Raw genomic sequence first — 21,859 nt, forward strand, 5'->3', positions numbered from 1 at the left:
AATGAGGGAGGGGAATTACGAATGAGGGAGGGGAATTACGAATTACGAATGAGGAAATTTTAACTCGTAATTCGTAATTGATAATTCGTAATTAAAAAATTTATCCCTCTCCCCAAATTCTATTCAGGACTGTTTGAATCTTTTTCTCAAATCTCTCGATGAGTTCGCGATTGGCATTGACAAGGGCTTGCTCAGCTTTGATTTCAGCGACTATTGCTTTTTGGGTTTCGAGAGGTGGAACTGGAATGGAGAAGTCTCGCAATGTAGATAGTGAAACTGTTTTTTGTGCGACTCCTGTTGCAGCAGAATCCGCTTGATTGAGAATAAAACTAGAACTAAGTAGATAGTACAAATAACGGGTGTTGATTTTTGCAGATGGACGAATTAAGCCGATGTGTCTTTGAAAGCAAAATTTGATGTCAGCTTCAATCAAAACGGGAATACCGTAAGATCCTGTTACCGTGTAGAGAATATCGTCTTTTTGTGGCTTTCGGTGTGATTTCAAAGCTTCATAATATTCTTCGGGAACGAAAAATGTTTTTGAAAAATCAATTTGATTATTTTTGTTGATATTTGAGATTGTTATAAAAGGGATTCCATTTTCTGCTTTTGGTGGTGGCATATGATCGCCGTCACTAATGCTTTCGGTTACATCGGATAACTTCACTACTTCCCAATCAGGATTAATCGCTATATGAGGTCGATAATTATCAATGACTGCACGAGCGCCGTTGATGACTTTTTGGTAGCCTTCGATTTCGGCGACTATTTCTTTTTGGATAGCGATCGGGGGCAAAGGGATTTTAGAATTTTCTACATAATCCCTTGGTACGCGCTGTAAACCTCCTGTACCCGTCATTTGGGCAACTGCTGGATCTCTAAAAAATGGATGATTTATGCAGAAATAGAGAAATTCAGGCAGCACTTGATCTGAGCTTCTTAATATATAGAACTCACTAGAGCCAAATCCAATTCCGTTAATTAGTCCTTTTGCAATACCAGCTTTTCCATTTTCAAAACATGGCGTAACTTTAGCAAATAGAACATCATTATCTTCAAAGTATGTATAACTTGATGTCACTTCCGAAAGCAATTTTTCTGCAATAGGTTGAAATGTCATCTGATGCTCGTTAATATCTGCCATTGGGACAAATGAGACGAGAGTATCAGGGCTAAGATCTGATAATTGATTCTTGCGTGGATTAATCGTGCAAATATCACCAATTCTAACTAATGGAAAAACATTACTGGTTAACGTACTTTCCCTATACCTTTCTCCACTCAAATTATATTCACCATTAGCCGCAATCTTAGACTTCGGTACAATCAAAACCCGATCATCATTCGTAATTCCTAATTCGTAATTCTCCCCCACTCCCCTCGTAATTCGTAATTCGTAATTCCTAATTTCCTCCAACACAAACGGCAAATCATCCCCCACCACCGCCCGCCTCTGCGCTCCCAAACCAAACCCATCATTCTCCACCTTAAAAAACGCAATCTTATCCGTCTTCTTCGCCAAAGACTTATCGAGAATCAAAATCGAAGTCTTTACCCCAGAATAAGGATTAAAAACCCCAGCAGGAAGTGAAATCACCGCCACTAGCGAATTCTCAACTAACATCTTACGCAAATCCTTATAAGCAGTCTGACTCTGAAAAATAATCCCCTCAGGCACAATAATCCCCGCCCTACCCCTTGGCGTGAGATGTTCTGCCATATAGTCCACAAACAGAACCTCACTCCGTTTTGCCTTAATCGAAAAACGTTTATGGGGCTTAATCCCACCCTTCGGCGACATAAACGGCGGATTCGCAAGGATCACATCTGCAAACTCATTCCACTTATCCTCAGAAGTCAAAGTATCGTATTCTGCAATCTGCGGACTCTTAAACCCATGCAAATAGAGATTTACCAACGACAACCGCACCATATCGGGCGAAATATCATAACCCTTAAAATTAGTCGCCATCAGCCCCTTCTCATCGGGCGTAAGCGTACTATTCCCATTCGCATCCTGATTGTTTCGCAAAATATGCTTATACGCCGAAATCAAAAAACCCGCCGTCCCACAGGCAGGATCGAGAATCACCTCACCCTTTTGAGGGCGCAAAATCTCCACCATAAAATCGATAATATGGCGCGGCGTGCGAAACTGCCCCGCATCCCCCTGCGAACCCAACACGGAGAGCAAATACTCAAACGCATCCCCCAACCGTTCCGAATGATCGTATTGGAACTCATCAATCACCTTCAAAAAACTCTTCAGCGTCTCAGGATCGCGATAGGGCAGATACGCATTCTTAAAAATATCTCGAAATAACGCAGGAATCCCCGCATTCTGCGGCATCGTGCTAATGCCTTCACTGTAAAGGTTTAGCAGCTCATGCCCACCCACACTCGGACTCATCAACAGCCCCCAACCATACTTCGCAAACTCCCCCTTAAAGAAAGTGCGATCGCCCCCCAACTCCTCCACCTCCGCATCCATATCATCCATGAACTTGTAGATCAGCGCGATCGTAATCTGTTCCACCTGCGACTTTGGATCGGGAACCTTCCCCACCAAGATGTCACGAGCAGTATCAATGCGGCGTTTAGTTTCAGAATCAAGCATTTTTCATTAATTACGAATTAACAATTGCGAATTACGAATTAATAATTGATAATTACAAATTGGTACAATATTATAGCTCCTAAGCCATACCCAATCCCCACCCCGTAATTCGTAATTCGTAATTTCTCCAAATTCGTAATTCTCCCAAATTCGTAATTAATCATAATGCGTCCACATCCGAATCACCTTAACAATGCGATCGCTCTCTAAAACTTGATAAACCAAGCGATGCTGAATATTTATCCTGCGAGAATATGCACCCGCCAAATCACCGACTAACTTCTCATAACTTGGGGGCGTTTGATAAGGATTCTCTTTGAGAATATCTAGCAATTTATCAGCCTTAGATTTTAAACCAGCCGACACCAGTTTTTGAGCATCCTTCTGAGCTTGCTTTGTATATACAACCCTCCAAGTCACCAGTTCAAATCCTCATCACAATCAGCGATCGGCGTAGCTAATCCTGCTTGAATAGATTCCCTCATATTCGGTATCGACAACAAATAGAGCGTCTCCTGAATTCCCCGCCAATCTTCCTCCGACAACAAAACCGCATTGCCACGCTTCGCCGTAATCAAAATCGGCTCATGGGACTGATTAGCCTCATCGATGAGACGATAGAAGTTAGCCCTAGCCTCGCTAGCTGTAAAAGTTGGCATTTTGAATTATTTAGAAAATATCTTCAACTATAACCGTACGCTATCTAGTACGTCAATGGTTTTTTAAATTACGAATTACGAATTAACAATTGACTTGCGGCTTGCGGTGCAAGCAATCCCAAACCTAAACCTGAAAAAGCTTCCCAATTCGTAATTCCCAATTCGTAATTCCCAATTCGTAATTCCCAATTCCCAATTCCCAATTCCCAATTCCCAATTCCCAATTCGTAATTCGTAATTCCCAATTCGTAATTCGTAATTCACCCAGCAAATCTCTCCAAAGAAACAAACTCCCTCACATACTGAGGAATCAAATCGCGATATGACTTCGGCACAGCCTTAAAATCATCAAGTGAAAAGAACGCATTTGTCGCCAATTCAATATAGTTCTTAGCCTCAATAATTTTACGAGTTTGGTCATTAGTCACATAAGCCTTAAAGTAATTTTTAATTGCTGGAATTGCCTCCTCTGGCTGATTGTCCGCCACAAACTTATTAAACTCCTCCTCCAATAACTCATCCTTAGACTTAAATCTCGGAATCAAACCAAAAATCTTTTCCAATATCTCGCGCAGTTCCAACCGCCGATCTACTGCCGCCGCCTTCCGCAACTTCTCCAACGTATAAAACTGCTCGGGATCGTTAAAAAACTTTTGATTTACATAGGCGATCGCTCTTTCCCAATATCCCATTTCCACTGCTGCCGCTAACTCGCGATCGCTGCGAATTACCTCCTCAAACCGCTCGTAATACAAGCGATCGATCTTCATCCCCCCATAGCCGATCGCCTCTTCCTTGAGACTCAACAAAATATCGCTTCCGAGATGCTCATAACTGGCAATTCCTTTCACCGTCTCACCGTCATCATCTCCATCATCGCGATCGTCCGTAGTCTCACCTTTAGGCTTCGGTAACGCCAATACCTCATCATATTTAAAATCCTTTTCAAAATATTCACAGTTCGCAAAGAAATCAAACAACTTATAACAAGTCTTTTCTGGCTCCCTTATGCTGCCTTTAAGATCTTCGTCATGCAAATCATTCAAAAAATTATGCTTACGAGTTCCCCGTCCCTTGATTTGAATAAAATCTGTTGGTGAAAAAATTGGACGAAACAACCCCAAATTCAACAGATCGGGGCAATCATAGCCCGTTGTCATCATCCCCACCGTCACACATACCCGCACCTTGCTAGTGCGATAGGTTTCCAAAAAGTTAGCCGAACCGCGTAAATTATTATTTGTAAAATTACTCGTAAACTGTTGAGCATCCTTAATTTGCGAAGTCACTTGCACGGCAAAATCCGATTGATATTTATTGGGAAATATCCGATCTGCCATCTCATTTAAAATCTGTGTAAGTTTAGTCGCATGGGGCTGACTCACCGCGAAAATAATCGACTTGCCAATCTCGCCACTAATCGGATCGCGCAGAGCCTTCTCTAAAAAAGTCTTACAAAAAACCTGATTTGTCGCAGTCGAAAAAAAGCGCTTCTCAAATTGTCGAATTTTAAAGCTCTCTTCTGTATTTTCACCTTCCTCATCGGTAAACTGCACAACAAAACCATCCTTAGACAAAAGCTCTGTCGTTACCTCACTCCTTGCATCCACCACCGTCGGCTGAATCAAAAAACCATCCCTAACACCATCATTCAAGCCATAGGCAAAAGTCGGAATCCCATCCTCACAGCCAAAAGTACGATAGGTATCTAACATCATTCGCCGCTCATATTCTCGCGGATCTGTAGTCGTGGGGTTTGCCTTGTCAAATTGCTTCAGATAATCCTTTGGTGTTGCGGTCAGTCCCAATTTGTAGCCAATAAAATACTCAAATACCGCCCGTGAATGCCCACCAATCGAGCGATGTGCCTCATCGGAAATCACCAAATCAAAATCCGTCGGTGAAAAGCGATCGCGATATTTATTACCCGTCAGCAATGACTGCACCGTGGTCACCACAATAGGCGCACGTCGCCAATCATCTCGATTTTCCTTGTAAATTACTGCCTTAAAATCATTTTTGAGTAGTAGGTCGAAAGCTTTCTTGGCTTGCTCCTCTAACTCAATGCGATCGACTAAAAACAAAACCCGCCGCGCATTACCTGTCCTCAAAAACAACTTGATTACTGCCGCCGAAGTCAGCGTTTTCCCCGTTCCCGTCGCCATCTGAAACAAAAAACGCTCTTTCCCTGCTTGCACTGCATCCTGTAAAGCTGCGATCGCCTGTTTTTGATAACCTCTCAAAAAGCGTAACTTATTCTTCTCAATAAAACTCGCTCTTTCCAGTTCATTCTTCCATCCTGCATCATTTTCATAATTAGGATATTGCGTCAACACCACATAGTTATCATCAATCACCTCATCGACAAGCTGTTGCGGCTCAGCAATCACCTTTTGATAACTCATCACCGATTGCGGTGTAGGGAAATTAACGATCTCATAGGGATTGCCCTGTTCCAAATCCCAAAAATAATGCAAATTTCCATTAGATAAAATTACAAAACGACACTTCTGCGAGTTCGCATAATCCCGTGCTTGCTCCTTCCCAACTAGGGGATCGAGATTTCTCGCCTTTGCCTCCAAAACAATAAACGGAAAGCCTCTTTCATTCAACAGCAGAAAATCAACAAAGCCCTTTCTCGTTTTCTCAAAATCCTCCCCAAACTCATCCAGTTCCAATGATGTAATCTGCACGCCAGATTCAAGACAAATATTCGCAGGCTGTTCCCCTTCCGCAAAAAAACGCCAGCCAGCCGACTCAAGCAGTCTATTGATCTTAATTCGGGCTGTAGCTTCATTATTTCCCATGGAGAACTCCAGCATTAACACTGAACGCCAGACAGTATTTTTCTGTTTAATCTCACTATAAAGCAATTTAGATATAGAAATAGCGTCTAACTACCTTAAAACAAGCTTTTAGGCGAATTTTGGGTTAATTTATTCAGCTTTGAGACTAGTGCCGATCGCGATCGCAGCCCTTAGCACCCGTGTCAAGAATGATACGCTGACTCATGACTGACCATATCCTTCCATATGTTGCTTATTAAAGGAAAGATCGTCTACCCCACCTTCAATCACCCCTTCCCATTTTTTCAATAAATCGCGTGGAGAACCTTCAGGTTTTTTTGCGGTTGAGTTTTCAGGAAATTGCCTAATTTGGCGATCGCCTAACTTAAAAGCAAGAAATTCAATAAAACTTAATGCCTCTTGCTGTTTTTCGATTGGCAACTGCTGAAGCATACTCACAGCTTTTTCCACAATCGTCATCGCTTTAATCCTCTTAATATTATGCAGAATTTTGAGCTAGTTATTCTAAACTAACATTTAATTTTTATCTGCGATCGCGATATATCCCAATAAATACCTAATCGAAGATTGCAGTCCTTTGGCTTTGTAATCCACCACAAATGAAAATCCCCTCTCTAATTGTTTGAAGAATTCCGCCCAACATCAGAGTCTCAAAAATAATGCCCCAAATAGAAATTCAAAAAGACATCCAAAATGCAGTGCGATCGCCTGCTGAAATCAGATTTGCTCAGGAACTCCACGCCCTTGCTGCCACCGATACCGACGCTAAGCCCCCTGGATGGCTGCTCTCACCCCGTGCCGTGCGCACGTTTATTCTGGGCTCCGATGGCAAAGCCCTCTCCCATAAATGGCAAAACAAAAAGACCAACACCGTCATCACAGAAAAATTTTATGGCGATGATGCTCTCGTCGATCGCTGCATCGTCACGCTAGCGGGAAATCGCGGCTTGATGCTCGTAGGCGAACCTGGTACAGCAAAATCGATGCTTTCGGAATTGCTGTCCGCTGCGATCGCGGGCGATTCCACCAACACAATTCAGGGAACCGCAGGTACGACCGAAGACCAAATTAAATACTCATGGAACTTCGCTCTATTACTATCAGCAGGACCGAGCTTACAAGCACTGGTTCCCTCTCCCCTTTATACAGGCTTAAAAGCTGGAAAACTCGTGCGCTTTGAAGAAATCACCCGCTGTCCGCCAGAGATTCAAGATGCTCTTGTCAGCATTCTCTCGGATAAAGTCCTACATATTCCAGAACTAGCCGACAATGATTCGATTCTATTTGCCAAAAAAGGATTCAATATTATCGCTACGGCAAATATACGCGATCGCGGCGTGCATGATATGTCTAGTGCGCTCAAACGTCGCTTTAACTTTGAGACGGTCAAACCAATTTCTGACAAAAAATTAGAACTCAAGCTGGTGATGGAACAAACCCAAGCATTACTGGCAGATGCCGAGGCGAATGTAAACTTAGATATTGATGTGATCGATTTACTCGTCACTACGTTCCACGATCTGAGAGAAGGTAGAACTGAAGAGGGAACCGTAATCGAACGTCCTTCTACGGTTATGTCCACCGCCGAAGCCGTAGCTGTGGGCGTATCCGCTGGCTTGGATGCCTGTTATTTTGGTAACGGTGCGATCGAAGGCGAACATATTGTGCGAAATCTCGTGGGTACGGTTCTCAAAGACAACCCCGAAGATGCCAAGAAACTCAAACACTACTTTGACGTCGTGGTCAAAGCAAGAGCCCAAAAATTCCCAATTTGGGAAACTTACTATAAGGCACGAAAATGGTTGCGATGACATGTTCCTAGTCGTATGCCTCACCGCGATGGGCAATCGCTACAACAAATACCTGCACGAGTTTATCTTCTACTGAATAGATAACCCTATAGTCTCCTATGCGATAGCGATAGTATCCTGCCAAATCTCCCTTAAGAGCTTTAATATTGGGATGAGAAAGAGGAGTTTGCTCTAATTGCTGCAAACATCGAGCAATTTTCTTCGCTAAAACTTTGTCAGCATTGGCATAAACCTTTTGAGCATCAGGATGGAGAAGAACTTCATACATCTGACCGAATAGTTCTCCAGTTTATATATTGGGTCTTAGGGGTTGCTTGATTTTGCTTAATGCGATCTAGCAATCCAGGAATTGTTAATAGTTCTTGGTTTGCAGCTTCGCTTTCAGCGTTTGCTAAGTAAGCTGCAAAATCGACAAGCACCTGTAGTCGTTCTGGTGATAGTTGCTTCAGCGATTCATTAAGCTGTTTTTGCAGCTCTGTCACTGATACGATACTTAACGACGACCTATCTTCTACTGGGAAATTATCCGTGGTATTCATCGCAAATCTTGATGAGTTATCTGGCTGAGAGTGGATGGGAAAAGTGGGAACACGCTTAGTTTAGCTCATAGCATCTAATGTAATCCATTATCTCCAAAGCAGCAACTTTCTGTCATCTGTGACTCAAATCATTCTCAAGCTAGTTGTCTTTGAGGAATTTGGTGATTGACTCGCTGAAAATTTTGGTGCGCTACGACCAAATCTCAGGATATCCATAGCCAATTTGATATGCTAGGTTCAAGTTAGAACTCACTTGCCTTGGCGTGCCACTATGACAATTTCTGGCGATCTCAAGCTCATCTCGACAATTGAATACCCTGACGAGGACTTTCAGCCAATACCCAAAGGCGACAAACAAAGGCGCAATCTTAGCTATACGGCTGAAGCACTAAGGCTATTGAGTTACCTTAATATTCACGTACTGTAAGCGATCGCCGATCGTTATGAAAAATTCTGCTCCTAACCCAAAAGAACTCGATCGCTTCCTGCGATCGCTGACAGAGTGCGTCAAAAACAATCTGATTTTCTTTCCGATTCGGCATCATAGTCCTGCTTGCGCTTGGCATATCCAACAGCTCATCCTTACTGAGAAGCCTGCGGTCATTTTAATCGAAGGGCCTGCCGACATGACGGAGCTGATTCCATTTATGCTGCACGAACGGGCAAAAGCACCCTTTGCCGTTTATACGACCTATATCGATACGGCTAAGCGACTGGGAGAACTGCCAGAGGGAAATTCGCTCAGCTCAGATGCCCAGAGATTTGCAGGATATTATCCCTTTTGTGACTATTCTCCCGAACTCGTAGCTTTGCGAGTGGGAGCCTCTGTCAATGCCAAGCTTGAATTTATCGATCTGACCTTTGCTCAACAAGCGATCGCTTCCCATAAACATCCGAACCTCGATCGTGCGACACAAACCCGCGCGTTATTGGAAGAGAGCTATTTTCGGCGCAGTGCCTATCTGACAGCTTTAGCAAAAAAGACGGGTTGTCGCGATGTCGATGACCTCTGGGATCACCTGTTTGAAGCGAATTTTCAGACAACTTCCACCTCTAGCTTTATCCAAAATGTCGCAGCCTATTGCTTTATGGCAAGACTTGACTCGCCAGAACCAATCCTAGAAACAGATGGAACGCTGGCAAGAGAACGAGCGATGGCATCAGCAATTCAATCGATAATTCAATCGACTCAGCAAAAGATACAACCAGCAGAAAAGATACTCGTGATTACGGGAGGATTTCATACTGTGGCGTTACCGTTTTTACAAGAATCTATTCAACCTCTACCCAAACTCATTCTAAAACCCGAAGAAGGACAAACCGTATTGATGCGGTATAGCTTTGAGCAATTGGATGCCCTCAATGGTTACGGTGCAGGTATGCCTGCTCCTGAGTTTTATCAGCGCTTCTGGCAAGAATTGCAGAAAGGAACTTCCAATCCTCTTTTGGAAACCGCAAATCAGATTTTAGTGGAAATTGGCAACAAAACCCGTGCCCAAACTGCAGGAACGGCGCTATCTACTGCCGATGCGATCGCTGCCCTAGAACAAGCCCGTCGCCTTGCCGCCTTTCGCCATCATCAAGCCCCCACCCGCGAAGACTTGCTCGATGGCATTCGCAGTTGCTTTGTCAAGGGAGCTATGGATGGCGAAGGTACGATCTTGATGAGTCTGGTAAGGCAGATGTTGACAGGCGATCGCATCGGAGACTTGCCGCCCGATGTGGGAGTCCCGCCGATTGTGAATGATTTTCGCGAGATTGCCCGTCGTTTGCGCTTTAAAATTGATACCTCCCTACCGCAGTCGCTCACCCTAGATATTTATCGGAAAGTTGCCCATCGCCAAGCCAGTCGTTTCTTACATACTCTGCATTTCTTAGAGATTCCGTTTGCACGTATTGTCGCGGGGCCTGATTTCGTCCAAGGCAGACAACTCGATCGCCTGCAAGAAGTATGGGAATATCGTTGGATCCCCCAGACAGAGAGCAGTTTAATCGAGCGATCGCTATATGGAACCACCCTCGAAACCGCCGCAGTTTATCTCTTACAACAGGCGATCGCCCAATTGGAAGAGATGGGAAAATCGCGATCGGCATTAGAAGCTGTGCGTATCTTGCTCTCTGCCTGTTGCATGGGCTTACATGCTCATACAGAGCGCCTATTGGACTTGATTGCCACCAATATTGCTGAAGATCCTGCCTTTATATCTTTGGTCGATGCTGTGAGTCAGTTAGTCTTGATATGGCAATCCCGCGAACCTTTAGAAGCCCACGATCTTACCCAAATTCCCGCATTGAGTGCGATCGCCTATCGACGCCTCTGTTATTTGCTGCCCGATCTTTCTAACTGCTCGGAGGAAGAAGGGATGGGTGTTTTAGGCAGATTTGGCACGGTTCTTGAACTGTGCCAGAGCGATTCTACAGCCTTCGATCCCGATCTGTTTTATGACGGACTCCATCATTTGTTAGCCACACCGCAGAGTCATCCCACGATCGCTGGAGGAACTGCAGGCATCTTGTATCGTGCAGGCTTATTGTCCGAGTCAGAAATTGTGACCCTAGGGATGGGATATCTTCAGAGCTCCATAGGAAGTTCTACAGGACGATCGCCAGCAGGAACCTCTGGACAGATTACAGGTGGGGCGGGCTTTTTGCAAGGACTTCTCTATACCTGCCGCGAGGTGGCATGGAATGTATCGCGCCTTTTAGAAGCGATCGACGCCCAACTTCAGGTTTGGGATGATGACGAGTTTCTGCATGTCCTACCAGAATTTCGCCTAGCATTTGCAGATTTAACCCCTAGAGAAACCGATAAGGTCGCCGCGATCGTCGCTGCTTTTTATCAAGAGAGCGATCGCCAACCAGAACTAGGCGATCTCACAAATCGCCACTTTACGGAAGCCGATTTACAGTTTGGGCTGCGTTTAGAGCAACTACTCACAGAATCCCTACAACACGATCGCTTGATTCGGTAGTCCCAATTGCAATTAAAAATATTACCGCTCAATATTTGAGTTCTGCGCCAAGTGTTTTTTCAAGGGCAAAGCATTTGGGCATTCATCCCCTTAACCCAAGTGCTGTCGCCATCTAACCAATATTCTTTTTTCCAGATCGGGGCATTTTGTTTGAGGCTATCAATGGCATGACGGCAAGCTGTAAAGGCTTCGACACGGTGGGGCGAACCTACCGCGATCAGCACGCTAATTTCACCCACGCGCAACTTACCCAACCGATGGTGAATTACAACACGGCTGAGATCGGGGCATAACTGCCGACATTCTTGAGAAATTTGCCCAAAAACCCGCAAAGCCATCGCGTCATAGGCTTGGTAGTCGAGATAATCAACCGCTCTACCATCCGTGCGATCGCGTACCATGCCACTCATCAAGACCACTGCCCCATTTCTGGCAGTATCCGCAGCCTGATAAGCCTCTGACACGTCTAGCGGTGCAAAGGTCAGCTTAAAGTCGTCGGGGTCAATAGCCATTCTAGGAAAATGCCTTAATCTTCATGATCTTCGTAAGGATCGCCCAGTTTTTTGCTAGGAGGGCCAAAAGCTGTATAGATGGATAAGCCCGTTAAGCAAACCAAAAAGACGGCGATGGTTAAAGAAATCGAAGTTGCATTGTCCATGAATTGAATTGGTGCTTTAGTAAGTGCTTTAATATTAGAATTATACTATTTCGTAACAATCGCTGTTTTAAATAATCACTATGTCACAACGCACTTGGCTAGGAGATATCCTCAGACCACTCAATGCCGAATATGGTAAAGTTGCCCGTGGTTGGGGAACGACACCCGTAATGGCGGTATTTATGGGGCTGTTTTTCGTATTTTTGTTGATTATTCTTCAGTTGTACAATTCTTCCTTGATTCTTGAAGGTGTGAATCTCAACTGGGGTGGCTAGATCGCAAAGCTCGCATTTTTTGTTTGGATGAGTGCTAATTAGTCAAATCAGTCATAGCGAACAAACACCAGCTTTAACAATGCCCTGCTGCATGGCGGGGCTTTGCCGTAAGTTTGGGACAATATATTGGCAAAGTTATTAAGGGAGTATTTCAGGAAGTATGAATATTTTTGGCATTGGCTTACCCGAAATGATTTTGATTATGATCGTGGCATTGCTGATCTTTGGACCTAAAAAATTGCCAGAAATCGGCAAAAGTATGGGCAAAGCAATTAAAGGATTTCAAGATGCTTCCCGCGAATTTGAGTCAGAGTTTAAGCGCGAGGCAGACTTACTAGAGCAGCCCAAAACTGTGGCAACCACTCCTGCTCCTCAGCCCAAAGTCGAGGCTAAAGAAGAGCCCATAGAAGAAATTAAAGAACCTGCAAAAGAGCCAGTTAAAGAAGCCGCTGAAGCGATCGAAACCTAATCTAAATACTTTGAAGCAAGATTCATTGATAAACGATTCATGGCTGACTCATCTCCGATCGCGTTGATTGTGGGCTTAGGAAATCCGGGGGCTGAGTACGAACGCACTCGGCATAATATTGGCTTTATGGCGGTCGATCGCTTAGCCCAGGCTTGGGGCATTAAACTCGCAGCCGAAAAGCGATTTCAGGGCATTGTCGGTGAGGGTAGAGCCTTTACGGGTGGCAAAATTCGCTTACTCAAGCCCACAACTTTTATGAATGCTTCGGGACAATCGGTGCGATCGCTGATCGATTGGTATAAATGCGAACCTGCATCGGTTTTAGTAATTTATGACGATATGGATCTGCCACTGGGCAAGATTAGGCTGAGGCAATCAGGTTCAGCGGGCGGGCATAACGGCATGAAATCGATCATTGCTCACTTAGGAACCCAGGCATTTCCACGTTTGCGTTTGGGCATCGGTCGCGGTAAACCAGAACATACTTCATCTACGATTAGCCACGTATTGAGTGGGTTTTCCGCCGAAGAGGCTCCGATCTTGCCCGAGTTATTTCGACTGACTGAGTCTGTAGTTACAGGCATCGGCAAAGATGGCATCGAAAAAACCATGAGTTTGTATAACAGTGCCAGTGTCAGTATTTAAATTCTCACGCTCAAACACCCAACACCAAAATCCTGAATCTCTTTCAACCATGAATCAACCTGTAGTACTCCTCGAACATGTCTATAAGTACTACAACCAAGTGCCCGTGGTGCAGGATTTGTCTTTAGAGATCGCTTCAGGCGAAATGTTTGGTTTACTCGGCCCCAACGGGGCGGGTAAGTCTACGACAATCAGAATGTTGACCACGCTGACCTCACCGAGCCAAGGACGGGTGGCGATCGCTGACTATGATGTGGTCAAGCAAGCGCAGCAGGTTAAGCGTCATATCGGTGTCGTGCTTCAGCAAATCAGCGTCGATCCCGATCTGACCGTCTGGGAAAATATGGAATATCACGGTAGACTGCACCACATTCCCAACCCCGAACGCCAAGCCGTCATTCGGCAATATTTAGATTATGTCGAGCTGAACGATCGCCGCGATACGCCCGTTAGAAATCTGTCAGGGGGGATGAAACGGCGGTTACAGATTGCCCGTGCCCTATTACACCAGCCTGAGATTTTATTTTTAGACGAGCCGACCGTAGGACTCGATCCCCAGACTCGCCGTCGGCTGTGGGAAATCGTTCGCGATCTCAAGTCTCAAGGCATGACGATTTTGCTCACCACCCACTATATGGAAGAAGCCGAGTTTTTATGCGATCGCATCGGGATTATGGATGCAGGGAAGCTGATCGAGATTGGCACACCAGAGTCATTGCGACAAAAACATGGCATGGCATTGGTTGTCACCCAAAGCGAAAGCGATCGCAAACTGAGCTATAAATTCTTTCCTGATTTTGAGCAAGCCAATACCTACTTAGAGCAACAACCAGATAAGCGCGGTATGATGGTTCGAGCTTCTAATCTAGAAGATATTTTTGTAGAACTGACTGGACGTAAGCTAGATTAAGTGTTGATCGTAGAGGAGAGATAAACTATGAAAGCCATGATCTTGGCGGCGGGCAAAGGTACAAGAATTAGACCAATTACAAACATAATGCCCAAACCCATGATTCCGATCATGCAAAAGCCGGTCATGGAGTTTTTGGTGGAACTGCTGCGGCAGCATGGGTTTGACCAAGTTATGGTGAATGTCAGCCATCTATCCGAAGAAATCGAAAACTATTTTCGGGATGGACAAAAGTTTGGCGTGCAGATGGCTTACTCCTTTGAGGGCAAAATTGTTGACGGTCAGCTTGTGGGTGCTGCCCTTGGTTCGGCAGGTGGACTCAAAAAAATCCAAGATTTTTCGCCATTTTTTGACAGTACGTTTGTGGTCATGTGCGGAGATGCCCTGATCGACTTAGATCTAACCCAAGTTGTGAACTGGCATCGACAAAAAAAAGCCCTTGCCACGGTAGTGATGAAGACTGTACCAAAATCAGAAGTTTCCAGTTATGGTGTCGTAGTCACGGATGATGACGGCAAGATTTTACAATTCCAAGAAAAGCCCAGTGTAGAAGATGCACTCAGTAACAACATCAACACGGGGATTTATATCTTTGAACCTGAAATTTTAGACTATATTCCATCGGGTATGGAGTTTGACATTGGGGGAGATTTGTTTCCTAAGCTCGTAGCAGCAGGTGCTCCTTTCTACGCTACGGCGATGGATTTTCAATGGGTAGATATCGGAAAAGTGCCTGACTACTGGCAAGCAATTCAAGGAGTTCTAACGGGCAGTATTAAGAATGTGAAGGTTCCAGGACATGAAGTCAAACCTGGCATCTTTACGGGGTTAAATGTATCGGTCAATTGGGATAAGGTCGAAATTGAAGGGCCTGTCTATATTGGTGGCATGACCCGCATTGAAGATGGCGCCAAAATTATTGGACCGACGATGATTGGTCCTAACTGCCATGTTTGCAGTGGTGCGTCAGTGGAACGTAGCGTGATTTTTGAATATTCTCGCCTTTCGGATGTGCGTCTTGTCGATAAGCTGGTGTTTGGTCGCTATTGTGTCGATAAAACGGGGGCTACCATCGATCTTCAGGCGGCAGCTCTAGATTGGCTGATTACTGATGCGCGTCAACTTCAGCAGGTCAAAGTCCCCCCTGAGATCGTGAAACTTCAAGCCTAATTCCTGACCTAGCTATGTCGGTTTACTTCAGCTTGTAGCCAAGTGTCTACAGGCTCTCCGTCTTTTCGCCGCAGCTCAATTTCTACCAACGCGATCGCACCTGAACCCACAGGTGCCATTTTGGGATGAAATAAAATTTCGTACTCTTTGGGATTATGCCCGCGCTCTTTGAGCCAGTCTTGCACTTTGATCAGGGCAAACATAGATTGTCCCTGCTCGATCAGGCGATTGACTTGCATTCGGAGTGTGATCGGATTAATTTGTGGCATGGTGTTTTTAAAGGATGGGCAAGCGATCGCGTAAACAAGCCTACTCGGAGAAAGCCTGATTGATTAAAAAAGTATAACTAAATACCAAAATGTCTAAATCTACTTAAACAATATTTATCATCAGGACTCACGCACGAGCATCATAAAACTCACTAGACCACAGGAAACCCCATCTTTTTAAGGCATGGAGTTTTGCTGTTGCTATGGAATACCAATCTTCAAGCAAGCCCTGAAATATAAAAACAAACAATCACAATAATAAACAAACATTAAGAAACCTATGGCAGTTTATAACGTGCGATTAATTGGTGAAGCGGAAGGAATTGATGAAACGATCGAAGTGGATGAAGACGAGTTTATTCTAGATGCAGCGGAAGCCGAAGGTATCTCACTCCCTTATAGCTGTCGTGCGGGTACCTGTTCCACCTGCGCTGGCAGAGTGATCGAAGGAGATGTGCAAGAGTCAGGTGGAAATCCTGACATGTTCTTTAACAAAGGTCAACGCATGGCTGGCTTTCGCCTTTTATGTATTGCCTCGCCAACCTCTGACTGTACTGTTCTAATTCATCAGGAACCGAATATTCCTAAGTTTTGACTTAGAGCGTAGATAAAGGGCTCTTGATTGGGGCTCAGCAATTTTAATTTTAGGCTCTTAGTACATTGAAAGAGAAATGTTCTGGGAGCCTTATTTTGTAGCTGATTTAGGTGCATAGGCAACCGAGAAGAAACAATCGCTTAGGTCATTTACATTAGCCGCAATTATATTGTCGTACAATCGAGTAGAACCTTTTAGTAACGAATCATGCCTAGCTGCTCTTAGCGATCGGCGATCGGCGAATCATATTTATTTGACCGATGTAGGCTCATAAAATTTATGAATATCGTAGAATTTTTCCAGCAAAGAGCGGGTTCTTGGATCTCGCATCGCACCAGCCATCATTTGATCATCAAAAAAGCTGAAGATGGCACATCAGAGATCAATCTGGAAATGTTGTCATTGCTCGATCCAGAGGTAATAGAGCTTTGTAATCAGCATGGGTTCGATCCTGAGAGTGCTTTGTGTGCAGCCAAAGTTACATGGGATGGCACGATGGCATGGGATACAGATAAGAACGATAGCAAGCATAAGGGCTTTACCATATTTGTTCCGATCGCAAATGATGGCGATATCCAACAGGGAAAACTGCTGCGCCATCAAGGCTATGCCGAAAAAGCACCCGTAGTTGGACGCTATGTTATGGGAGATGACGATGTTCTCAGTCTGATTACTGAATACGAGACGCTCTACTCAGAAGAGAAATTTTGGTTCCCCAACCCCGATCTATGTTTGCGTGCGGGTTTGACCACGGGCCTATCAAATGTTTCTTCATTTTGTACGGAAATTCGTAAAGCCCCACCCAATCCCCCCGAACAGACTGAGAGCCCTATCGCACAAACAACAGAGTATTTTTCTCTCTTTGGTGGGTGAGCTAGTTGCACCAATCGATAGAATATTTAGCTAAGGTAAAAGTACTATGTCTCAAAAACATAACGAATACATATCGCCATCAAGACAAGTATCAATTGAAATAAATGGTCAGATATACAATGGTTCTTACACTGTTGTAAGTGACATAATCACTGTCTCGTACAAGATGGAGAAGGAAACCACACAAGTAGGCGGAACTCCTCCTGACATCTTGGCTAGGGTGCTACTTAGCGAGCTTGTTCACAAAGAAAACGCTTAGTTAAAATTACAAAACCTTAGGCAATTATTGCGCTGCATAAAGGAGCAGCCCAATGATTTTGGCTCACGTAATCACTAGGATTCGGCTTTTTCTCCGAAGCAAGCTGTTCGCTAGTGCTAATAGGGTGTTAGATTCTTGTTTCTAAGTATTGCCCGATCATTTGCTCTTCTCCAGCACGGGAAATAATGGACTGGCGCGTGCGATATTGCGTGCCGATCAGCTTGATTTCTTCTTCAAACATATTGCCGCTATATTCAGTGCGCAGGCACATGGTCATAGCATCTCGCATAGAAAATTGGGCAATGACTGGTTTGCTGGTGGCAAAGCCGCGATCGCGATAAAGTTTTGTACCTTCTACGCCAAAGACCGTTGAGCCTTTGGTTTGGCGATCGCTAGGCCCAATATAGTTACTCTCCCAAGTGGTCAGAGCGCCGCAGGTTAATGCCGCTTCATCTGTTAAATCATGCAAACGGGCAAGTTCGCGCAAATCTTCACTACCGCCTTCAAGAAATTTGACTGTCAAAAGACTCACAACTTCTTGGGTTTCACCATCCTTGAGGGTGTAGTAACGACGTTGCGATCGCCAGTTGCCTTCCGATCTTTGAAAAAAAGTTTGCACTAAAAATTCGAGATCGGATGGAACGGTTTGCTGTTGAAACATCATGGAGATTCACTTGCCTCAGAAAACGACATTGGACTGGATTCAGTGCGTCAATTTGTCTATTACTCTTAACATTTTGTTACATACTTAGCAATCCAACAAGAGATGGAGAAAGGTAGAAAAAGAGGGGGCATTGCCCCCAATCACTCATCTATAAATCAAATCCCAATCTACAAATCTAAATGGATCGCAACGTTGTCTCGCCGTGACAACGTCCATTGGATGGGTTTCTAGCTTGTCTAGGCTTTAGTCGCTGTCCAACCTTTTTTTAGTAATGCTAGAAACGTGGTAATCCCTTTAGAAAAGCCTAGAGGATCGGGTAGGGCGTACTGTGGAAACTCTTCATAGGGACGCCATTGCTCGATATTGTTGTGCCGTAGGTGCAAAACCCGTTCGTTATTCTCTAGCTTCCAGAGCATTTGCCCGCCATTAGATATTTCAGCCATAGCTTTCTCCTCACGTGTAAAAAACTAAGCAACGATTTGCTTGTTACGATTCTGCCAGCTTAAATATTAAATTCTGTAAATATTGTAACCTTTCCACTAGACATTTGGCGCAAAGTATTATACGCAAAAGTATAAAACTCAAGTGAGTTTTAAGGAGACAGTTGTTCTGTTACAGCACAAAAACTAGAAAAGACAAGCTTTCCAACATCAAGGATGATGCGGATAATTCAAATTGGGCATTTCTGACGAAATTATTCTGGAGAAATTTTATTAAAGCTTTAGGTTTACAGATGTAATAGCCCACGCCCAAACCATAGCTCTAATAGCAAGATCAAAAAGCCCAGCATAGCAATGCGACCATTCCAAACCTCGGCGGAGGTGGTCATACCCCATTCCCATCGTTCTTGAGGGTAGAGCTTGACGTTGTTTTGCGTGCGAATTGTATCGGTGAAGAGAATAGGGCGATCGCGTAACGCCTGCATCACGATATCTGCCAATGCCTTAATAAATGTCGGATCGGTATCTGGAGCAGGCACGCGGGCAAAGGTTTCAACTCCAGCTTTTTCGGCGATCTCTCGATATTCCATATCGATTTCTTCTAGGGTTTCGATATGTTCTGAAACGAAGCTAATAGGGATAACGACCAACTCTTTAACCCCTTGATGGGCGAGTTCTTCGATCGCCACATCGGTATAGGGCTGCAACCATTCCACAGGGCCAACACGGCTTTGATATGCCAGGGTATAGGCATTCGAGCGGTTGAGTTTGCCCATGATCAGCGCTGCACAGGACTCAATCTCTTTTTGGTAGGGATCTCCCGCTTCCTCAATGTAACTGACTGGCACACCATGAGCGCTGAAAAAGATGTGGGCTTCGTTGGGATTCTTTACGCTGTCGAGTTTTTTCTCGATCAGACTCGCCATTGCTTGTAAATAGCCTGAGTTACTGAACCAAGAGGGAACAACGGTATATTTAATTTTTTGCAACACTGGATCGGCGTTCCAAATTCTTTCGAGTAAGCGAAAACTGGAGCCTGTCGTGCTAATCGAAAATTGTGGATATAGGGGCAAGATCACCAATTCTTCGATTTGGTCGCGTTTGATTTGGGCGATCGCTTCTTCGGTAAAAGGATGCCAGTAGCGCATCCCAATATAGACATTGACCTCATGTCCGTCTTGCTGGAGCTGCGATCGGAGGGCTTGCGCTTGGGCTTCGGTAATGCGGCGTAAAGGGGAGCCCCCACCAATCTTTTTGTAATTTTCCTGAGATTTTTTGGCGCGTAGGGTAGAAATCAGCCAAGCCAATGGTGCTTGAAACAGCGGCGATGGTATACGAATAATTTCTGGGTCAGAAAATAAGTTATACAAGAAGGGCCGAACATCCTCTAGCTTGTCCGGTCCTCCTAGATTTAGTAGTAAAACTCCAATTCGCCCCATATCAATTGTCCATTCCTACTTTAAGCTCAGATTTGTCCATTACTTAACAATACAATTCTTTGGTAGACAGCAGAATCGCGATCGTGTGTCACCAATCATAATCTAAATTCATAAATAGTAACTTTTATTCAAACTATTGCCGAGCTCGGCAATTCCGACCAAAGGCGAATATGGGTCTTTGAATAATTCTGAATAACGATAATGGGGCCAATTAGTCTCCCAACCCTCAAGCAGTAGGAGTTTGCCGCAGTAATTCAGTTAGCTTGCGCAGCCGGTTTCCACTTGCCGATGTAAACAACGGGAGGATCTGCGCGAAAGTAACAATCCCAATTTCGATTGAATTCGTAACAGTTCGGAATTTGAGTGCCATTTTTTGTAGGGTCTTTGCAAAAAGTACGGCGCAGTTTTTTGGAAAATAGTATAAGATCGCACAGCATTACTGAAGCAGCTTAAAGGCATTACCCTCAGATAGGGTGCGACTCGTGCGAGATCTGAGGAGAATCTTTTTTGCAAACAATTTAATTAAATATTTAATTTGCGATCGCAAACGAGCGATCGCTAGGATGAGGTTGGTATGGTAAGTATAAATACGGATTCTGACAGTCGCCGAGTAGCCATTGAGGTAAAAGGTGGAAGTTATGCAGAAATGATGCGAGTGGGAACCTATACAATTACAGTTCCCTACGCCCAGTTCTCGCAAAAGCTGCGATCGCTGCATCGAATGGGTAGCAAGATTACGAATATCACAATCTCACCGCCTCATGTATTAGAAAATCTAGTAGAGATTGAGAACCTTCAGACCCATGCTGCGATCGCCGAGATCGTTCCTGAGATTGTTTCCGTAGAAATCCCCGATCGCATTCCAGAATTCGTTTCAGCGATCGCTCCAGAAGGCGTTCCTGAAAGTATCCCTACTCATATTGCTGAAACTGTTCCTGAAATTGTTCCTGAGGAAGTTGTAGCTCAGGTTCCTGAGATCCTTGCAGAACATATCCCTGAGGATGCTCCCGAAGAAATTGCCGTACATATTCCTGAGCCTGCCTCAGTGAAAGTTCCTGAAGTTATTCCTGATGTTGTTCCTACTGTTATTTCTGAGCATATTCCTGAACCCGTCTTAGGGATAGTACCTGAAGCTATTTCTGAGACTATTCTTGAGCATACTCCTGAACTTGCCTTAGGAATAGCACCTGAGATTATTCCTGCGGTTATTTCAGAGCATGTCTCTCAGAAGCCTGTATCAACCTCCACAAAAAAGGTAGAAGCAATTCCTTCTTTACGAAAATCACAGAAGCCAAAAAGCAACACCAAAGCTGGTCGTGGGTTCAGTAAACCGATGAGTGTTGCCAAAGACCTGCGATCGCCAGAAGTAATTCCTGAAGTCGCTTCAGAATCCGTTTCAGAACCCATCCCTGAGATCGTTCCACAGCTAGCCTCAGAAACTACTCCTGAAGTCATCCCATCAGTTATTCACGAAGCCGTCCCAGAAGGTATTACAGAAAGTATTTCCGAGCAGATTGCTGAAGTGATTCCGCAAGATACTACTGCGGATATTCCCGAAACAGTTTCAGAGGTTCTTCCTGAAGCTGTTTCTGAGAAGGTTCCCGAGATTGCTCCTGAAAAAACAGTACCAAACCATACGAAAAAAATAGAGGCTGTTCCTTCTCTATCGAAATCTCAGAAGTCCAAAAAATCTTCTAAGGCTGGACATGGGTTTAACAAACCAACCGGTGATGCTCAAGGAAAACGGAAGCCAAAAAGTTGATGTATATCAGCTCTCAGCGCCTAGAT

General features: G+C 44.5%; 26 protein-coding genes and 1 pseudogene. 12 read left to right on the top strand and 15 right to left on the bottom strand.

Going from position 1 to position 21,859, the window contains the following annotated elements:
* Positions 1-100: 100 nt before the first annotated feature.
* The 7 genes and pseudogenes from V2H45_RS01835 to V2H45_RS01860 all read right to left on the bottom strand — a co-directional run bounded on the left by V2H45_RS01835 (position 101) and on the right by V2H45_RS01860 (position 6,542).
* On the bottom strand, positions 101-2,617 hold the full coding sequence (locus V2H45_RS01835) for an N-6 DNA methylase (RefSeq protein ID WP_330481900.1): 2,517 nt from the start codon (positions 2,615-2,617) through the stop codon (positions 101-103).
* Between the two features lie 156 nt (positions 2,618-2,773).
* The gene (locus V2H45_RS01840; protein WP_330481901.1) at positions 2,774-3,037 is read right to left on the bottom strand and encodes a Txe/YoeB family addiction module toxin; all 264 of its coding nucleotides are present in this window, start codon (positions 3,035-3,037) and stop codon (positions 2,774-2,776) included.
* Positions 3,034-3,276, bottom strand: coding sequence for a type II toxin-antitoxin system Phd/YefM family antitoxin (locus tag V2H45_RS01845; RefSeq protein ID WP_330481902.1), 243 nt, complete (start codon positions 3,274-3,276; stop codon positions 3,034-3,036). The genes V2H45_RS01840 and V2H45_RS01845 overlap by 4 nt, the downstream gene beginning before the upstream one ends.
* A 68-nt stretch (positions 3,277-3,344) precedes the next feature.
* On the bottom strand, positions 3,345-3,521 hold the full coding sequence (locus V2H45_RS01850) for a hypothetical protein (RefSeq protein ID WP_330481903.1): 177 nt from the start codon (positions 3,519-3,521) through the stop codon (positions 3,345-3,347).
* Positions 3,522-3,536: 15 nt separating this feature from the next.
* Positions 3,537-5,681 carry a DEAD/DEAH box helicase family protein gene (locus V2H45_RS01855; protein ID WP_408648698.1) on the bottom strand — a complete coding sequence of 715 codons (2,145 nt, stop codon included), beginning with the start codon at positions 5,679-5,681 and terminating at the stop codon, positions 3,537-3,539.
* A gap of 51 nt (positions 5,682-5,732) precedes the next feature.
* Positions 5,733-6,098, bottom strand: a pseudogene (locus V2H45_RS25505) (type I restriction enzyme HsdR N-terminal domain-containing protein); the annotation flags it as partial.
* Positions 6,099-6,284: 186 nt separating this feature from the next.
* Positions 6,285-6,542, bottom strand: coding sequence for a hypothetical protein (locus tag V2H45_RS01860; protein ID WP_330481905.1), 258 nt, complete (start codon positions 6,540-6,542; stop codon positions 6,285-6,287).
* Between the two features lie 200 nt (positions 6,543-6,742).
* Between V2H45_RS01860 and V2H45_RS01865 the strand changes: the two genes are divergently transcribed.
* Positions 6,743-7,894 carry an ATP-binding protein gene (locus tag V2H45_RS01865; protein WP_330481906.1) on the top strand — a complete coding sequence of 384 codons (1,152 nt, stop codon included), beginning with the start codon at positions 6,743-6,745 and terminating at the stop codon, positions 7,892-7,894.
* A gap of 7 nt (positions 7,895-7,901) precedes the next feature.
* On the opposite strand, the gene V2H45_RS01870 is transcribed toward V2H45_RS01865, so the two are convergent.
* Together V2H45_RS01870 and V2H45_RS01875 are read right to left on the bottom strand one after the other, a co-directional pair.
* Positions 7,902-8,162: a type II toxin-antitoxin system RelE family toxin gene (locus tag V2H45_RS01870; RefSeq protein WP_330481907.1), complete on the bottom strand. Its 261-nt coding sequence runs from the start codon at positions 8,160-8,162 to the stop codon at positions 7,902-7,904.
* Entirely contained in the window at positions 8,155-8,433 is a 279-nt protein-coding gene (locus V2H45_RS01875) for a hypothetical protein (protein ID WP_330481908.1), read from the bottom strand. The genes V2H45_RS01870 and V2H45_RS01875 overlap by 8 nt, the downstream gene beginning before the upstream one ends.
* Positions 8,434-8,704: 271 nt before the next feature.
* Between V2H45_RS01875 and V2H45_RS01880 the strand changes: the two genes are divergently transcribed.
* Positions 8,705-8,860 (top strand): hypothetical protein, encoded by a 156-nt coding sequence (locus V2H45_RS01880; RefSeq protein ID WP_330481909.1) that lies wholly within the window; start codon positions 8,705-8,707, stop codon positions 8,858-8,860.
* 16 nt (positions 8,861-8,876) lie between these two features.
* Positions 8,877-11,405 carry a DUF5682 family protein gene (locus V2H45_RS01885; protein WP_330481910.1) on the top strand — a complete coding sequence of 843 codons (2,529 nt, stop codon included), beginning with the start codon at positions 8,877-8,879 and terminating at the stop codon, positions 11,403-11,405.
* A gap of 59 nt (positions 11,406-11,464) precedes the next feature.
* Here the strand turns inward: V2H45_RS01885 and V2H45_RS01890 are convergent, their stop codons facing one another.
* Positions 11,465-11,911: a molybdenum cofactor biosynthesis protein MoaE gene (locus V2H45_RS01890; protein ID WP_408648699.1), complete on the bottom strand. Its 447-nt coding sequence runs from the start codon at positions 11,909-11,911 to the stop codon at positions 11,465-11,467.
* Positions 11,912-11,931: 20 nt separating this feature from the next.
* Positions 11,932-12,063 carry a photosystem II reaction center protein PsbN gene (psbN, locus tag V2H45_RS01895; protein WP_330481912.1) on the bottom strand — a complete coding sequence of 44 codons (132 nt, stop codon included), beginning with the start codon at positions 12,061-12,063 and terminating at the stop codon, positions 11,932-11,934.
* A gap of 80 nt (positions 12,064-12,143) precedes the next feature.
* Here psbN and psbH point away from each other — a divergent pair, with 80 nt between their 5' ends.
* From psbH to V2H45_RS01920, 5 genes are all read left to right on the top strand, one after another.
* Positions 12,144-12,338 carry a photosystem II reaction center phosphoprotein PsbH gene (gene psbH, locus V2H45_RS01900; protein WP_330481913.1) on the top strand — a complete coding sequence of 65 codons (195 nt, stop codon included), beginning with the start codon at positions 12,144-12,146 and terminating at the stop codon, positions 12,336-12,338.
* 160 nt (positions 12,339-12,498) lie between these two features.
* Positions 12,499-12,807, top strand: a complete 309-nt coding sequence (locus V2H45_RS01905) for a TatA/E family twin arginine-targeting protein translocase (RefSeq protein ID WP_330481914.1) — start codon at positions 12,499-12,501, stop codon at positions 12,805-12,807.
* A gap of 39 nt (positions 12,808-12,846) precedes the next feature.
* Positions 12,847-13,452 (top strand): aminoacyl-tRNA hydrolase, encoded by a 606-nt coding sequence (gene pth / locus V2H45_RS01910; protein ID WP_330481915.1) that lies wholly within the window; start codon positions 12,847-12,849, stop codon positions 13,450-13,452.
* Between the two features lie 49 nt (positions 13,453-13,501).
* On the top strand, positions 13,502-14,362 hold the full coding sequence (locus tag V2H45_RS01915; RefSeq protein WP_330481916.1) for an ABC transporter ATP-binding protein: 861 nt from the start codon (positions 13,502-13,504) through the stop codon (positions 14,360-14,362).
* A 27-nt stretch (positions 14,363-14,389) separates the two neighbouring features.
* Entirely contained in the window at positions 14,390-15,532 is a 1,143-nt protein-coding gene (locus V2H45_RS01920; RefSeq protein WP_330481917.1) for an NDP-sugar synthase, read from the top strand.
* An 8-nt stretch (positions 15,533-15,540) separates the two neighbouring features.
* On the opposite strand, the gene V2H45_RS01925 is transcribed toward V2H45_RS01920, so the two are convergent.
* Complete coding sequence (locus V2H45_RS01925; RefSeq protein ID WP_330481918.1) at positions 15,541-15,801, bottom strand: hypothetical protein; 261 nt, start codon at positions 15,799-15,801, stop codon at positions 15,541-15,543.
* A gap of 280 nt (positions 15,802-16,081) precedes the next feature.
* Between V2H45_RS01925 and V2H45_RS01930 the strand changes: the two genes are divergently transcribed.
* From V2H45_RS01930 to V2H45_RS01940, 3 genes are all read left to right on the top strand, one after another.
* Complete coding sequence (locus V2H45_RS01930) at positions 16,082-16,396, top strand: 2Fe-2S iron-sulfur cluster-binding protein (RefSeq protein ID WP_330481919.1); 315 nt, start codon at positions 16,082-16,084, stop codon at positions 16,394-16,396.
* Positions 16,397-16,675: 279 nt separating this feature from the next.
* Positions 16,676-17,269 carry a phycobiliprotein lyase gene (locus tag V2H45_RS01935; RefSeq protein WP_330481920.1) on the top strand — a complete coding sequence of 198 codons (594 nt, stop codon included), beginning with the start codon at positions 16,676-16,678 and terminating at the stop codon, positions 17,267-17,269.
* 46 nt (positions 17,270-17,315) lie between these two features.
* On the top strand, positions 17,316-17,528 hold the full coding sequence (locus tag V2H45_RS01940; RefSeq protein ID WP_330481921.1) for a hypothetical protein: 213 nt from the start codon (positions 17,316-17,318) through the stop codon (positions 17,526-17,528).
* A gap of 127 nt (positions 17,529-17,655) precedes the next feature.
* On the opposite strand, the gene V2H45_RS01945 is transcribed toward V2H45_RS01940, so the two are convergent.
* The 3 genes from V2H45_RS01945 to hemH all read right to left on the bottom strand — a co-directional run bounded on the left by V2H45_RS01945 (position 17,656) and on the right by hemH (position 20,071).
* The gene (locus V2H45_RS01945) at positions 17,656-18,192 is read right to left on the bottom strand and encodes a phycobiliprotein lyase (protein WP_330481922.1); all 537 of its coding nucleotides are present in this window, start codon (positions 18,190-18,192) and stop codon (positions 17,656-17,658) included.
* 236 nt (positions 18,193-18,428) lie between these two features.
* Positions 18,429-18,635 carry a hypothetical protein gene (locus tag V2H45_RS01950; RefSeq protein ID WP_330481923.1) on the bottom strand — a complete coding sequence of 69 codons (207 nt, stop codon included), beginning with the start codon at positions 18,633-18,635 and terminating at the stop codon, positions 18,429-18,431.
* 284 nt (positions 18,636-18,919) lie between these two features.
* Positions 18,920-20,071, bottom strand: coding sequence for a ferrochelatase (hemH, locus tag V2H45_RS01955; RefSeq protein WP_330481924.1), 1,152 nt, complete (start codon positions 20,069-20,071; stop codon positions 18,920-18,922).
* A 574-nt stretch (positions 20,072-20,645) separates the two neighbouring features.
* Between hemH and V2H45_RS01960 the strand changes: the two genes are divergently transcribed.
* Positions 20,646-21,833 (top strand): phycobilisome linker polypeptide, encoded by a 1,188-nt coding sequence (locus V2H45_RS01960; protein ID WP_330481925.1) that lies wholly within the window; start codon positions 20,646-20,648, stop codon positions 21,831-21,833.
* Positions 21,834-21,859: the final 26 nt, after the last annotated feature.

Origin of the sequence: Tumidithrix elongata BACA0141 (assembly GCF_036349135.1) — a bacterium.
Classification (GTDB): Bacteria; Cyanobacteriota; Cyanobacteriia; order Pseudanabaenales; family Pseudanabaenaceae; genus Tumidithrix; species Tumidithrix elongata.